7 protein-coding genes, 1 tRNA gene and 3 rRNA genes are annotated in these 15,026 nt (G+C 55.8%); 5 read left to right on the top strand and 6 right to left on the bottom strand.

Annotated features, from left to right (window positions below; translation table 11 throughout):
• The first annotated feature begins 290 nt into the window (after positions 1-290).
• From trpS to B8P98_RS24410, 4 genes are all read left to right on the top strand, one after another.
• On the top strand, positions 291-1,298 hold the full coding sequence (gene trpS / locus B8P98_RS24395; RefSeq protein WP_095033497.1) for a tryptophan--tRNA ligase: 1,008 nt from the start codon (positions 291-293) through the stop codon (positions 1,296-1,298).
• 306 nt (positions 1,299-1,604) lie between these two features.
• The gene (locus B8P98_RS24400; RefSeq protein ID WP_095033498.1) at positions 1,605-2,672 is read left to right on the top strand and encodes an HlyD family secretion protein; all 1,068 of its coding nucleotides are present in this window, start codon (positions 1,605-1,607) and stop codon (positions 2,670-2,672) included.
• Positions 2,669-5,413: a ribosome-associated ATPase/putative transporter RbbA gene (gene rbbA, locus B8P98_RS24405; protein ID WP_095033499.1), complete on the top strand. Its 2,745-nt coding sequence runs from the start codon at positions 2,669-2,671 to the stop codon at positions 5,411-5,413. Before B8P98_RS24400 ends, rbbA begins: the two co-directional genes overlap by 4 nt.
• Entirely contained in the window at positions 5,413-6,537 is a 1,125-nt protein-coding gene (locus B8P98_RS24410; RefSeq protein WP_025713148.1) for an ABC transporter permease, read from the top strand. The genes rbbA and B8P98_RS24410 overlap by 1 nt, the downstream gene beginning before the upstream one ends.
• Before the next feature lie 42 nt (positions 6,538-6,579).
• Here the strand turns inward: B8P98_RS24410 and B8P98_RS24415 are convergent, their stop codons facing one another.
• From B8P98_RS24415 to B8P98_RS24435, 5 genes are all read right to left on the bottom strand, one after another.
• The gene (locus B8P98_RS24415) at positions 6,580-6,897 is read right to left on the bottom strand and encodes a hypothetical protein (RefSeq protein WP_095033500.1); all 318 of its coding nucleotides are present in this window, start codon (positions 6,895-6,897) and stop codon (positions 6,580-6,582) included.
• An 858-nt stretch (positions 6,898-7,755) separates the two neighbouring features.
• Positions 7,756-7,871, bottom strand: a 5S ribosomal RNA gene (gene rrf / locus B8P98_RS24420).
• 195 nt (positions 7,872-8,066) lie between these two features.
• Positions 8,067-10,968 (bottom strand): 23S ribosomal RNA (locus B8P98_RS24425).
• Positions 10,969-11,150: 182 nt separating this feature from the next.
• Positions 11,151-11,226 (bottom strand) — tRNA-Glu (locus B8P98_RS24430).
• Between the two features lie 85 nt (positions 11,227-11,311).
• Positions 11,312-12,851, bottom strand: a 16S ribosomal RNA gene (locus tag B8P98_RS24435).
• Together the 16S, 23S and 5S rRNA genes with 1 tRNA gene alongside form the textbook arrangement of a ribosomal RNA operon.
• 592 nt (positions 12,852-13,443) lie before the next feature.
• Here B8P98_RS24435 and B8P98_RS24440 point away from each other — a divergent pair.
• Positions 13,444-14,565 (top strand): ribosomal protein uL16 3-hydroxylase, encoded by a 1,122-nt coding sequence (locus B8P98_RS24440; protein ID WP_025714128.1) that lies wholly within the window; start codon positions 13,444-13,446, stop codon positions 14,563-14,565.
• Positions 14,566-14,657: 92 nt separating this feature from the next.
• Here the strand turns inward: B8P98_RS24440 and B8P98_RS24445 are convergent, their stop codons facing one another.
• Positions 14,658-14,978 (bottom strand): copper-binding protein, encoded by a 321-nt coding sequence (locus tag B8P98_RS24445; RefSeq protein ID WP_095033501.1) that lies wholly within the window; start codon positions 14,976-14,978, stop codon positions 14,658-14,660.
• Positions 14,979-15,026 lie beyond the last annotated feature (48 nt).

A 15,026-nucleotide genomic window follows, 5' to 3' on the forward strand; every position in this document is an offset into this window, starting at 1 on the left:
GAATAATGATCGGGTCGCAGAGAAAATATATTTTTCCCGCTTCGTTATTTACCGAAAAACAATCCCATAAATAACATCAGGAAAAGTATGTGATTTTTGATTGCGCCTCCAGCCCCTTCCGTGGCAGGATAATCCCTATGAACAGAAACGCGATCGTAACCAGTCCCCGCCGTTGGTGGCTGCCTGCATAACAGGCGGCACGATACACGTTTCCATTTTAAAGCCGCCGGAAGGCGGCTTTGGTGTTTTCAGGACGTCTTTCGGCTGAACAGTCTGATAAGGAGTCTCTGATGAACCATCCGCAAACCATTCTCACCGGTGACCGCCCGACCGGCCAGCTGCATCTGGGCCACTACGTTGGCTCGCTACGTCAGCGCGTCGCGCTGCAGCATAACCACCAGCAGTTTATCCTGATCGCCGACCTGCAAGGGCTAACGGACAACGGCAGCAACCCGCAAAAAATCAGCCACCATATCCTCGAAGTCATGGCCGATTATCTGGCGGTCGGCATCGACCCCGGGCTAACGACGATCTGCCTGCAGTCCGCCCTGCCGGCGCTGGCGGAGCTCAGCGCGCTGTATATGAACATCGTCACCGTCGCCCGCGTGGAGCGTAACCCGACGGTCAAAAATGAGATTGCCCAGAAAGGATTCGCCCGCTCGCTGCCGGTGGGTTTTCTCGCCTATCCAATTAGCCAGGCCGCCGATATCACCGCCTTCAAAGCCGAGTTGGTACCGGTAGGCGACGATCAGCTGCCGATGATTGAGCAGACCAATGAGATCGTCCACAAAATGAATAGCCTGACCGGCGAACCGGTGCTGCGCCACTGCAAGGCGCTACTCAGCGAAGTGAGTCGCCTGCCGGGCATCGACGGTAACGCCAAAATGTCGAAATCGCTGGGCAATACGCTGACCTTGTCGGCCAGTGAAGAGGAGATCCACCGCGCGGTCAGCGCGATGTATACCGACCCGACGCACCTGAGAGTCAGCGATCCGGGTCATGTCGAGGGCAACGTGGTGTTCACATACCTTGATGCTTTCCATAACGATAAAGCGCGGGTGGCAGAGATGAAAGCCCACTATCAGCGCGGCGGGCTGGGCGATCGACAGTGTAAGAATGAGCTGGAGACCTGCTTGCAGGCGCTACTGGCGCCGATCCGCGAACGCAGGGCCACCTTTATTCAGGATAAAGGGATGCTGCTGGAACTATTGCGTCAGGGCAGCGAGCGCGCCCACCACCTCACGCAGCAGACGCTGCATGAGGTGAAGCGCGGGCTGGGGCTGCCGGTGCTGTTCTGAGATGATGAAATATCCTCTGTGTGGGTATTTTTGTTAACACACCGACAAGACCCCGCCTTTCGTATGGACAATATTACCCCGGCTGTTACTATCGCGTTAACGGTAGCTCTCACTATGCGTGTTTCATTAAGGCCAGGATCGCTGATGATGACCACATAAGTAGCCCAGCGTTCGGCTGCGCATCGGCGCGGCAGAGCGCGGCGTCAGCGGCCCTCCCTCCACTTTTTCGTCCTTCGCAAGAAGGACGCTCCGCCCGCCGGAGGAGACACGCGTATCACTCAGCACAGGGAATCAAGCGAGTCGCGTATGGACAAAATAAAGAAACGTTGGGCAGGGTATTTTGTCGGCTTACTGGTGGTGCTCGCCGCCGCCGCATGGTGGCTGCTGCGCCCGCCGGGACTTCCGGCGGGTTTTGCCAGCAGCAACGGTCGAATCGAAGCCACCGAAGTCGATATTGCCAGTAAAATCGCCGGGCGTATCGACACGATTCTGGTCAAAGAGGGCCAGTTCGTGCGTCGGGGAGAAGTCCTCGCAAGGATGGATACTCGCGTACTGAACGAGCAGCGTCTGGAAGCCGCCGCACAAATCAAGGAGGCGGAAAGCGCGGTCTTAGCCGCCAGAGCTTTGCTCGATCAGCGACAAAGTGAAATGCGTGCCAGCGAAGCGGTAGTGAAGCAACGTCAGGCGGAGCTGGACTCCACGGCGAAACGCCATGTCCGCTCAAACACACTCTCCCAGCGCGGCGCCGTCTCCGCCCAGCAGCTGGATGACGACCGTGCGGCCGCAGAGAGCGCCCGCGCGGCGCTGGAATCGGCGAAAGCCCAGGTCTCCGCCGCCCGCGCCGCCATCGAAGCCGCTCGCACCAGCATTATTCAGGCGCAAACCCGCGTCGAAGCCGCCCAGGCGACCGAACGGCGGTTCCTCGCCGATATTGACGATAGCGAGCTGAAAGCCCCCCGCGATGGCCGCATTCAGTATCGTGTCGCTGAGCCAGGCGAAGTACTGGCCGCCGGTGGTCGGGTACTGAACATGGTCGATCTCGCCGATGTCTATATGACCTTCTTTCTGCCCACCGAACAGGCAGGTCTGCTGGCAATCGGCAGCGAAGCGCGCTTGATCCTTGATGCCGCGCCGGATCTGGTGATCCCGGCCAATATCAGCTTTGTCGCCAGCGTCGCCCAGTTCACCCCGAAAACGGTAGAAACCAGCGACGAGCGCCTTAAGCTAATGTTCCGCGTCAAAGCGCGTATCCCACCGGAGCTGCTAGCGCAGCACCTGGAGTATGTCAAAACCGGCCTGCCCGGTATGGCTTACGTACGGCTGGATAAACAACAACCCTGGCCTGAAGCCCTGGCGGTGAGGTTGCCGCAATGAAACTGACGCCGCAGGATACCTCGCCCCCCGTCGCCCTGCTGGAACACGTTGGTCAGCAGTTTGGCGCCACCATCGCACTGCGCGATATCAGTCTGGTGATCCCGGCACGGCGTATGGTTGGCCTGATTGGCCCGGACGGCGTCGGCAAATCGAGCCTGCTCTCGCTGATCGCCGGGGCGCGGGCCATCGAGCAGGGGAACGTGATGGTGCTTGGCGGCGATATGCGCGATGTGCATCACCGCCGCGAGGTGTGCCCGAAAATCGCGTGGATGCCGCAGGGGCTGGGGAAAAACCTCTATCACACCCTCTCGGTGTATGAAAATGTCGACTTCTTCGCCCGCCTGTTCGGCCACGATAAAGCCGAGCGCGACCTGCGTATCAACGAGCTGCTGCAGAGTACCGGGCTGGCGCCGTTTCGCGATCGCCCGGCGGGTAAGCTCTCCGGTGGGATGAAGCAAAAGCTCGGCCTGTGCTGCGCGCTGATCCACGACCCGCAGTTGCTAATCCTCGATGAACCCACCACCGGCGTCGACCCGCTCTCCCGGGCGCAGTTCTGGGAGCTTATCGACAATATTCGTCAGCGCCAGCCGGAGATGAGCGTGCTGGTGGCCACCGCCTACATGGAAGAGGCCGAGCGCTTCGACTGGCTGGTGGCGATGAATGCCGGCGAGGTGCTGGCAACCGGTAGCGCCGAGGAGCTCAAAGCCCAGACCGGCAGCCAGACCCTGGAGCAGGCGTTTATCGCCCTGCTGCCGGAAGCGCAGCGCCAGGCGCATAAGGCTGTAGTCATCCCGCCGCGCGACAGCCGCGAAGAAGAGATCGCCATCGAAGCCCGGGGCCTGACCATGCGCTTCGGCAACTTTGTTGCCGTCGACCACGTTAATTTCCGCATCGCCCACGGCGAAATCTTTGGCTTCCTCGGCTCTAACGGCTGCGGCAAATCCACCACCATGAAGATGCTCACCGGCCTGTTGCCCGCCAGCGAAGGGGAAGCCTGGCTGTTCGGCCAGCCGGTCGACCCGAAGGATATCGCCACCCGCCAGCGGGTGGGCTATATGTCGCAGGCCTTCTCGCTTTACAGCGAACTGAGCGTGCGGCAAAACCTCGAACTGCACGCCCGCCTGTTCCATATTCCGGACGGCGACATCCCCGGCCGGGTGGCGGAAATGAGCGAGCGCTTTATGCTGACCGACGTTGAAGACGCGCTTCCCGCCGATCTACCGCTGGGGATCCGTCAGCGCCTGTCGTTAGCGGTAGCGGTCATCCATCGCCCGGAGATGCTAATCCTCGATGAGCCGACCTCTGGTGTCGATCCGGTGGCGCGCGATATGTTCTGGCAGCTGATGGTCGACCTCGCGCGACAGGATCGCGTCACTATATTTATCTCCACCCACTTTATGAATGAGGCGGAACGCTGCGATCGCATCTCGCTGATGCACGCCGGCAAGGTGCTGGCCAGCGATACACCGCAGGCGCTGGTCGAGCAGCGCGGTGCCGCCAGTCTGGAAGAGGCGTTTATCGCCTGGCTCAAAGAGGCTCAGCCGACTGCCGCGGTGCCTGAGGAACCCGCACCTGCCGCCGTATCTCATCCCGAAGGCACGACGCCACGCCAGGCCTTCAGTCTGCAGCGCCTGTTTAGCTACAGCCGCCGTGAGGCGCTGGAGCTGCGCCGCGATCCGGTGCGATCGACGCTGGCGCTGCTGGGAACGGTGATCCTGATGTTTATCATGGGCTATGGGATCAGCATGGACGTCGAGGATCTGCGCTTTGCCGTCCTCGACCGCGATCAAACTCTCAGCAGCCAGGGCTGGTCGCAGAATCTCGCTGGCTCACGCTACTTTATCGAACAGGCGCCGCTGCACAGCTATGATGAACTCGACCGACGAATGCGCGACGGTGAGCTGGCGGTGGCGATAGAGATCCCGCCGAACTTTGGTCGCGATATCGCCCGCGGCACGCCGGTGCAAATCGGCGTGTGGGTGGACGGCGCAATGCCAAACCGCGCGGAAACTGTGCGCGGCTACGTGCAGGCGATGCATCTGGCCTGGCTGCAGGAGATGGCCGGCCGGCAGAGCAGCCCGCAGCGGGATACCTCGCTCATCTCCATCGAAACCCGCTATCGCTATAACCCGGATGTGAAGAGCCTGCCGGCCATCGTTCCGGCGGTTATCCCCCTGCTGTTGATGATGATCCCGGCGATGCTCAGCGCGCTGAGCGTAGTGCGTGAAAAAGAGCTCGGGTCAATCATCAACCTGTACGTAACGCCGACCACCCGCAGCGAATTTCTGCTCGGCAAGCAGGTGCCTTACATCGTACTGGGGATGTTTAACTTCTTTCTGCTGTGCGCGCTGTCGGTCTTTGTCTTTGGCGTATCGCATAAGGGCAGCTTCCTGACGCTGACCCTGGCGGCGCTGCTGTATGTCACCATCGCCACCGGTCTGGGGTTGCTGATCTCAACCTTTATGAAGAGCCAAATCGCCGCCATCTTCGGTACCGCGATTATTACGCTGATCCCGGCAACCCAGTTCTCCGGGATGATCGATCCGGTAGCGTCACTGGAAGGCCCCGGGCGCTGGATTGGGCAAATCTACCCAACCAGCCACTTCCTGACTATCGCCCGCGGCACTTTCTCTAAAGCGCTTAACCTCAGCGATTTGTGGGTTTCCTTTATCCCGTTATTGATTGCAGTGCCGCTGGTGCTCGGGTTGAGCGTGTTGTTGCTGAAGAAGCAGGAGGGATGATGCGCGGATTACGCAATATTTATAACCTCGGCGTCAAAGAGCTGCGCAGCCTGCTCGGTGATAAAGCGATGCTGGCGCTGATCGTGTTTGCGTTTACCGTATCGGTATACTCTTCGGCCACGGTGATGCCTGGTTCGCTGCACCTGGCGCCGATCGCGGTTGCTGATATGGATAAATCGCAGCTCTCTTCACGCATCATTAACGCTTTCTATCGTCCCTGGTTTCTCGAACCAGAGTTGATCAGCGCCGATGAGATGGACGCCGGGCTGGATGCCGGGCGCTACACCTTTGCCATCAATATTCCACCTAACTTCCAGCGCGATGTGCTGGCTGGCCGCCAGCCGGAAGTGCAGGTTAACGTCGACGCCACGCGCATGAGCCAGGCCTTTACCGGCAACGGCTATATCCAGAATATTATCACCGGTGAAGTGAACAGTTTTGTCGCCCGCTATCGGGATAACAGCGTGCTACCGGTAGAGCTGGCGGTAAGGATGCGCTTTAACCCTAACCTTGAACAGGAGCGCTTTGGCGCAGTGATGGCGATCATCAACAACATCACCATGCTCGCCATTGTTCTCACCGGTTCGGCGCTGATCCGCGAGCGGGAGCATGGCACTATAGAGCACCTGTTGGTAATGCCGGTCACGCCGTTTGAAATCATGATGGCCAAGATCTGGTCGATGGGGCTGGTGGTGCTGGTGGTGTCCGGGCTGTCGCTGGTGCTGATGGTGCAGGGGATTTTGCAGGTACCTATCGAAGGCTCGATCCCCCTGTTTATGCTGGGAGTGGCGCTCAGCCTGTTCGCCACCACCTCCATTGGCATTTTTATGGGTACCCTCGCCCGCTCAATGCCGCAGCTGGGGTTGTTAATGATTCTGGTGCTGCTGCCACTACAGATGCTCTCCGGCGGTTCCACGCCGCGGGAAAGTATGCCGCAGCTGGTACAGGATATTATGTTGACCATGCCAACCACCCACTTCGTCAGCCTGGCGCAGGCGATTTTGTACCGCGGCGCCAGCTTCGCCATCGTCTGGCCGCAGTTCTTAACCTTGCTGGCTATCGGCGGAGTGTTCTTTACTATCGCACTGCTGCGTTTTCGTAAGACTATTGGTGAGATGGCGTAAAGGTCTGCGCGGGGCCGTCGATCAGCGGCGGCCCCCGAAGCGCTATTTGTGACGATTCATAAAGCGACGTAAACCCCAGGTGAAGGCCATCGCCATACTGAAGAGAATGAACAGCAACACCACCCAGCTGATGGAGATGCGCAGCAGCGTGCCGGGGGTCATAAAAGGCTGCAGGTAGACGGTGAAGGAGTGTGCGGGTGATTTCCCCAACAGATCATACAGGTTATCAGTGAGCCACACGCCAACCCGGCAGAACAGCCAGATAATCGCTGGCCAGCAGAGCAGCACCAAAAAGGTAAAGCGCTCCTGGATGTAAGTAAAGACCCGGCGCAATGGCGACCAGTTAAGCAGGATTTTCATTTCTATTCTCATATTGCCAGCCGATGACCTGCATATGTCTCGCAAGGTATTTCGGGCAGCATCCATACAGGCAATCGTCCCTCTTTGTATAACAAATTTTCCGACTTATAAACCAGATCAAGTTAACAAAGTGTTAATGATATAGCTCATTAAGACAAAAAATAGGCTGAATGTTTACCGATCGTCGCAATAAATGGGGAGAGAAGTATACAGCGCAGGCGTAATTTTTCACGTTACCTAACGCGTTATTTTACTGGCGGGGAAAGCTGCACCACTATTTTGCAGAAAAACAAAATAATAGCGCGAAAATAGAAATAGAAATAGAAATTTAATCGTAGCTGCTAATAATTATTTTTTCGACTCGTATCATTAGATAAATTCACCACCCGGTCACCACCCATGTGTATTAGTCACGTTATTTTGCGAAGCAATAAGATAGCTATTCTTTCCGCAGCGCTGTTAAGGCTGTTTATTGACACTATCGGTGCTGCAGATATCTGAAACAACCCGCCCGGATAGCATTATTGACCTCGGCAATCTGCTGCATTGATGACTTCGCGATCAGAAAGCGGCTAAGGATCCGTAGCCCCGGTAAGCGCCGCGCCACCGGGGACACATACCGGCACGGTTTCCCGGACGACACAAACGCAAAAAGCCCATCCGTCAGGATGGGCTCTTCACTTGTTTGATGCCTGGCAGTTTATGGCGGGCGTCCTGCCCGCCACCCTCCGGGCCGTTGCTGCGCAACGTTCAAATCCGCTCCCGGCGGATTTGTCCTCCTCAGGAGAGCGCTCACCGACAGACAACAGACAAAACAAAAAGCTCAGTCTTCCGACTGAGCTTTCTGCTTTATTTGATGCCTGGCAGTTCCCTACTCTCACATGGGGAGACCCCACACTACCATCGGCGCTACGGCGTTTCACTTCTGAGTTCGGCATGGGGTCAGGTGGGACCACCGCGCTAGTGCCGCCAGGCAAATTCTTTGTGCTCAGTACGCCATTCTTTATCGCATCAGCCGCGTTGCCTTCGCTCGTAAAGTCAGTCACATACTTCAGTATGCTCCTTCCTTTCCTTCGCTTGCCGCCTTGCTGCTGCGCAAATTATTGCGTACTCAACTCTGAATCTAAGCTGAAAATTCTCTCAATCCGCCAAAACATCTTCGGCGTTGTAAGGTTAAGCCTCACGGTTCATTAGTACCGGTTAGCTCAACGCATCGCTGCGCTTACACACCCGGCCTATCAACGTCGTCGTCTTCAACGTTCCTTCAGGAGACTTATAGTCTCAGGGAGAACTCATCTCGGGGCAAGTTTCGTGCTTAGATGCTTTCAGCACTTATCTCTTCCGCATTTAGCTACCGGGCAGTGCCATTGGCATGACAACCCGAACACCAGTGATGCGTCCACTCCGGTCCTCTCGTACTAGGAGCAGCCCCCCTCAATTCTCCAGCGCCCACGGCAGATAGGGACCGAACTGTCTCACGACGTTCTAAACCCAGCTCGCGTACCACTTTAAATGGCGAACAGCCATACCCTTGGGACCTACTTCAGCCCCAGGATGTGATGAGCCGACATCGAGGTGCCAAACACCGCCGTCGATATGAACTCTTGGGCGGTATCAGCCTGTTATCCCCGGAGTACCTTTTATCCGTTGAGCGATGGCCCTTCCATTCAGAACCACCGGATCACTATGACCTGCTTTCGCACCTGCTCGCGCCGTCACGCTCGCAGTCAAGCTAGCTTATGCCATTGCACTAACCTCCTGATGTCCGACCAGGATTAGCTAACCTTCGTGCTCCTCCGTTACGCTTTGGGAGGAGACCGCCCCAGTCAAACTACCCACCAGACACTGTCCGCAACCCCGATAAGGGGCCAACGTTAGAACATCAAACATTAAAGGGTGGTATTTCAAGGTTGGCTCCACGCAGACTGGCGTCCACGCTTCAAAGCCTCCCACCTATCCTACACATCAAGGCTCAATGTTCAGTGTCAAGCTATAGTAAAGGTTCACGGGGTCTTTCCGTCTTGCCGCGGGTACACTGCATCTTCACAGCGAGTTCAATTTCACTGAGTCTCGGGTGGAGACAGCCTGGCCATCATTACGCCATTCGTGCAGGTCGGAACTTACCCGACAAGGAATTTCGCTACCTTAGGACCGTTATAGTTACGGCCGCCGTTTACCGGGGCTTCGATCAAGAGCTTCTCCTTACGGATAACCCCATCAATTAACCTTCCGGCACCGGGCAGGCGTCACACCGTATACGTCCACTTTCGTGTTTGCACAGTGCTGTGTTTTTAATAAACAGTTGCAGCCAGCTGGTATCTTCGACTGGTCTCAGCTCCGTCCGCAGGGACTTCACCTACACACCAGCGTGCCTTCTCCCGAAGTTACGGCACCATTTTGCCTAGTTCCTTCACCCGAGTTCTCTCAAGCGCCTTGGTATTCTCTACCTGACCACCTGTGTCGGTTTGGGGTACGATTTGATGTTACCTGATGCTTAGAGGCTTTTCCTGGAAGCAGGGCATCTGTCACTTCAGTACCGTGGTACCTCGTCATCACACCTCAGCCTTGATTATCCGGATTTGCCTGGATAACCAGCCTACATGCTTAAACCGGGACAACCGTCGCCCGGATGACATAGCCTTCTCCGTCCCCCCTTCGCAGTAACACCAAGTACAGGAATATTAACCTGTTTCCCATCGACTACGCCTTTCGGCCTCGCCTTAGGGGTCGACTCACCCTGCCCCGATTAACGTTGGACAGGAACCCTTGGTCTTCCGGCGAGCGGGCTTTTCACCCGCTTTATCGTTACTTATGTCAGCATTCGCACTTCTGATACCTCCAGCAGCCCTCACAGGCCACCTTCACAGGCTTACAGAACGCTCCCCTACCCAACAACACATAGTGTCGCTGCCGCAGCTTCGGTGCATGGTTTAGCCCCGTTACATCTTCCGCGCAGGCCGACTCGACCAGTGAGCTATTACGCTTTCTTTAAATGATGGCTGCTTCTAAGCCAACATCCTGGCTGTCTGGGCCTTCCCACATCGTTTCCCACTTAACCATGACTTTGGGACCTTAGCTGGCGGTCTGGGTTGTTTCCCTCTTCACGACGGACGTTAGCACCCGCCGTGTGTCTCCCGTGATAACATTCTTCGGTATTCGTAGTTTGCATCGGGTTGGTAAGTCGGGATGACCCCCTAGCCGAAACAGTGCTCTACCCCCGAAGATGAGTTCACGAGGCGCTACCTAAATAGCTTTCGGGGAGAACCAGCTATCTCCCGGTTTGATTGGCCTTTCACCCCCAGCCACAAGTCATCCGCTAATTTTTCAACATTAGTCGGTTCGGTCCTCCAGTTAGTGTTACCCAACCTTCAACCTGCCCATGGCTAGATCACCGGGTTTCGGGTCTATACCCTGCAACTTAACGCCCAGTTAAGACTCGGTTTCCCTGCGGCTCCCCTATACGGTTAACCTTGCTACAGAATATAAGTCGCTGACCCATTATACAAAAGGTACGCAGTCACACCCGAAGGTGCTCCCACTGCTTGTACGTACACGGTTTCAGGTTCTTTTTCACTCCCCTCGCCGGGGTTCTTTTCGCCTTTCCCTCACGGTACTGGTTCACTATCGGTCAGTCAGGAGTATTTAGCCTTGGAGGATGGTCCCCCCATATTCAGACAGGATACCACGTGTCCCGCCCTACTCTTCGAGTTCACAGCCTGTGCATTTTGGTGTACGGGACTATCACCCTGTACCGTCGGACTTTCCAGACCGTTCCACTAACACACAAGCTGATTCAGACTCTGGGCTGCTCCCCGTTCGCTCGCCGCTACTGGGGGAATCTCGGTTGATTTCTTTTCCTCGGGGTACTTAGATGTTTCAGTTCCCCCGGTTCGCCTCGTTAACCTATGTATTCAGTTAACGATAGTGTGACGAATCACACTGGGTTTCCCCATTCGGACATCGCCGGCTGTAACGGTTCATATCACCTTACCGACGCTTTTCGCAGATTAGCACGTCCTTCATCGCCTCTGACTGCCAGGGCATCCACCGTGTACGCTTAGTCGCTTAACCTCACAACCCGAAGATGTTTCACTTCTGATTGCGAAAATTTGAGAGACTCGAACACACTTAAACAGTGTGTCGTTTCAATTTTCAGCTTGATCCAGATTTTTAAAGAGCAAATATCTCAAACGTCACCCGAAGATGAGTTTTGAGATATGTCGGCACGCGTCTTTCACTCACGAACCAGCAAGTGGCGTCCCCTAGGGGATTCGAACCCCTGTTACCGCCGTGAAAGGGCGGTGTCCTGGGCCTCTAGACGAAGGGGACACTGAAGTCTCAATCGCAAGACGCCTTGCTTCTCTACTTTCATCAGACAATCTGTGTGAGCACTACAAAGGCAGGTTCTTTAAGGTAAGGAGGTGATCCAACCGCAGGTTCCCCTACGGTTACCTTGTTACGACTTCACCCCAGTCATGAATCACAAAGTGGTAAGCGCCCTCCCGAAGGTTAAGCTACCTACTTCTTTTGCAACCCACTCCCATGGTGTGACGGGCGGTGTGTACAAGGCCCGGGAACGTATTCACCGTAGCATTCTGATCTACGATTACTAGCGATTCCGACTTCATGGAGTCGAGTTGCAGACTCCAATCCGGACTACGACATACTTTATGAGGTCCGCTTGCTCTCGCGAGGTCGCTTCTCTTTGTATATGCCATTGTAGCACGTGTGTAGCCCTGGTCGTAAGGGCCATGATGACTTGACGTCATCCCCACCTTCCTCCAGTTTATCACTGGCAGTCTCCTTTGAGTTCCCGGCCTAACCGCTGGCAACAAAGGATAAGGGTTGCGCTCGTTGCGGGACTTAACCCAACATTTCACAACACGAGCTGACGACAGCCATGCAGCACCTGTCTCACAGTTCCCGAAGGCACCAATCCATCTCTGGAAAGTTCTGTGGATGTCAAGACCAGGTAAGGTTCTTCGCGTTGCATCGAATTAAACCACATGCTCCACCGCTTGTGCGGGCCCCCGTCAATTCATTTGAGTTTTAACCTTGCGGCCGTACTCCCCAGGCGGTCGATTTAACGCGTTAGCTCCGGAAGCCACGCCTCAAGGGCACAACCTCCAAATCGACATCGTTTACGGCGTGGACTACCAGGGTATCTAATCCTGTTTGCTCCCCACGCTTTCGCACCTGAGCGTCAGTCTTTGTCCAGGGGGCCGCCTTCGCCACCGGTATTCCTCCAGATCTCTACGCATTTCACCGCTACACCTGGAATTCTACCCCCCTCTACAAGACTCTAGCCTGCCAGTTTCGAATGCAGTTCCCAGGTTGAGCCCGGGGATTTCACATCCGACTTGACAGACCGCCTGCGTGCGCTTTACGCCCAGTAATTCCGATTAACGCTTGCACCCTCCGTATTACCGCGGCTGCTGGCACGGAGTTAGCCGGTGCTTCTTCTGCGGGTAACGTCAATCGCCAAGGTTATTAACCTTAACGCCTTCCTCCCCGCTGAAAGTGCTTTACAACCCGAAGGCCTTCTTCACACACGCGGCATGGCTGCATCAGGCTTGCGCCCATTGTGCAATATTCCCCACTGCTGCCTCCCGTAGGAGTCTGGACCGTGTCTCAGTTCCAGTGTGGCTGGTCATCCTCTCAGACCAGCTAGGGATCGTCGCCTAGGTGAGCCGTTACCCCACCTACTAGCTAATCCCATCTGGGCACATCTGATGGCATGAGGCCCGAAGGTCCCCCACTTTGGTCTTGCGACGTTATGCGGTATTAGCTACCGTTTCCAGTAGTTATCCCCCTCCATCAGGCAGTTTCCCAGACATTACTCACCCGTCCGCCGCTCGTCACCCGAGAGCAAGCTCTCTGTGCTACCGCTCGACTTGCATGTGTTAGGCCTGCCGCCAGCGTTCAATCTGAGCCATGATCAAACTCTTCAATTTAAGTTTGATGCTCGTGAATTAAACTTCGTAATGAATTACGTATGTTCACTCAGAGACTTGGTATTCATTTTTCGTCCGAGGACGTTAAGAATCCATGTCACTTTGAGTGCCCACACAGATTGTCTGATAAATTGTTAAAGAGCAGTTGCGACGCGCTTTAGCGCTCTGTCGCGAGGTGGCGTATATTACGCTTTCCTCTTTCAGAGTCAACCCTGAATTTCAGGATTTTTCTCTTCAACCGAACCGGCTGTTTGTGTGAAGTGATTCACATCCGCCGTGTCAGTGGGAGCGCATTATAGGGAGTTCGCCGGAAGTAGCAAGCGTTAAAATAGAAAAATCTTATCGACCGCTCACTATTTGAACTTTTCGCTTATTCATCCTCTTACCATTAAAGCCACCATCCCAGTGTTCATGCGGCCTGCAGCGCAGTTTACGCCAGGATCGGTTTTTGACAAAAATGTGATTTTTCTCTCTTACCCAACGCCATTATCGCGCCGATGGTGAATTAAGCACCACTCTTGACCCACGACAAAGCGCCCACCCGGCCCCCATTTCTATAATCAGGCCCGTTTCTTCTTACTGGTAATAATCGATGGCTTATCAACTCAACATTAACTGGCCCGAGTTTTTAGAGAAGTACTGGCAAAAGCAGCCGGTGGTATTAAAAAACGCGTTTCCGGACTTCGTCGACCCGATTACGCCGGACGAGCTGGCCGGATTAGCCATGGAGCCGGAAGTCGACAGCCGGCTGGTCAGCCTGAAAAACGGCAAATGGCAGGCCAGCAACGGGCCTTTTGAACATTTCGACGGGCTGGGCGAGACCGGCTGGTCCCTGCTGGCTCAGGCGGTAAATCACTGGCATATGCCCGCCGCCGAGCTGGTGCGCCCGTTCCGCGTACTGCCAGACTGGCGCCTGGACGACCTGATGATCTCCTTCTCCGTCCCGGGCGGCGGCGTCGGCCCACATATCGATCAGTATGATGTCTTTATTATTCAGGGCATGGGCAGCCGTCGCTGGCGCGTGGGCGATAAGCTGCCGATGCGTCAGTTCTGCCCGCATCCGGCACTGCTGCACGTCGATCCGTTCCCGCCGATCATTGATGAAGATCTGCAGCCGGGCGACATCCTCTATATTCCACCAGGATTCCCACACGACGGCGTGACCCACGAAACGGCGCTGAACTACTCCGTCGGCTTCCGCGGGCCAAACGGCCGCGACCTGATCAGCAGCTTCGCCGACTATGTGCTGGAGAACGATCTTGGCGGCGAACACTACAGCGATCCGGACCTCACCTGCCGCGAGCATCCGGGCCGGGTTGAAGAGTATGAGCTCGAACGTCTGCGCACCATGATGATCGACATGATTCGCCAGCCGGAAGACTTTAAACAGTGGTTCGGCAGTTTCGTCACCACCCCGCGTCACGAGCTGGATATTGCGCCGGCGGAACCACCGTATGAAGAAGAAGAAGTGGTCGATGCGCTTCTGGGTGGCGAAAAGCTTTCCCGCCTGAGCGGCCTGCGCGTTCTGCATATCGGCGACAGCTTCTTCGTGCATAGCGAACAGCTGGATACCACTGATGCCGAGGCGCTGGATGCATTGTGCCGCTATACCTCGTTAGGCCAGGAAGAGCTCGGCAGCGGCCTGCAGAATCCGGCGTTCGTTAGCGAACTGACGCGCCTGATTAATCAGGGCTACTGGTACTTCGAAGAGTAAGAGAACGGCAATACTGCGGGCAGCCACCTGGCGCTGCCCGCTATCTCTCAGACATTATCCAGACAACTCGCCCCCATCACCTCCACCACTGATTAGAGAGCTGGAATTTGTTGGCGATGCGCTTTTGCTTCCGCCTGATGGGCAAACGCCTGGCCATTATTCAGCGATTCATGAAATACCGCAGCCTGTTCATGTTCATTCATTTGTGAAAAAGAACGCGGCTGTTGCGGGGAGGCAAGATTGTCGCCCACCTGCGCAAGATGCCCCTGCGCCATCTGCTGATGGGCCGGCGACTGCCCGTTGTTCATCATCTCATGCGCCAACGCCGCGTTGTGATGGGTCATTTCCGCAGCATTCGCCACACTTGCTGCAAAAATAACGCTGATAGCCACGATAGTGCGTACTGTGTTCATTCTCTTTCTCCCTACAGATTAATGAAAGTATGTTTTCAGCAGGGAGAA

Origin of the sequence: Klebsiella quasivariicola, from assembly GCF_002269255.1 — a bacterium.
Classification (GTDB): domain Bacteria; phylum Pseudomonadota; class Gammaproteobacteria; order Enterobacterales; family Enterobacteriaceae; genus Klebsiella; species Klebsiella quasivariicola.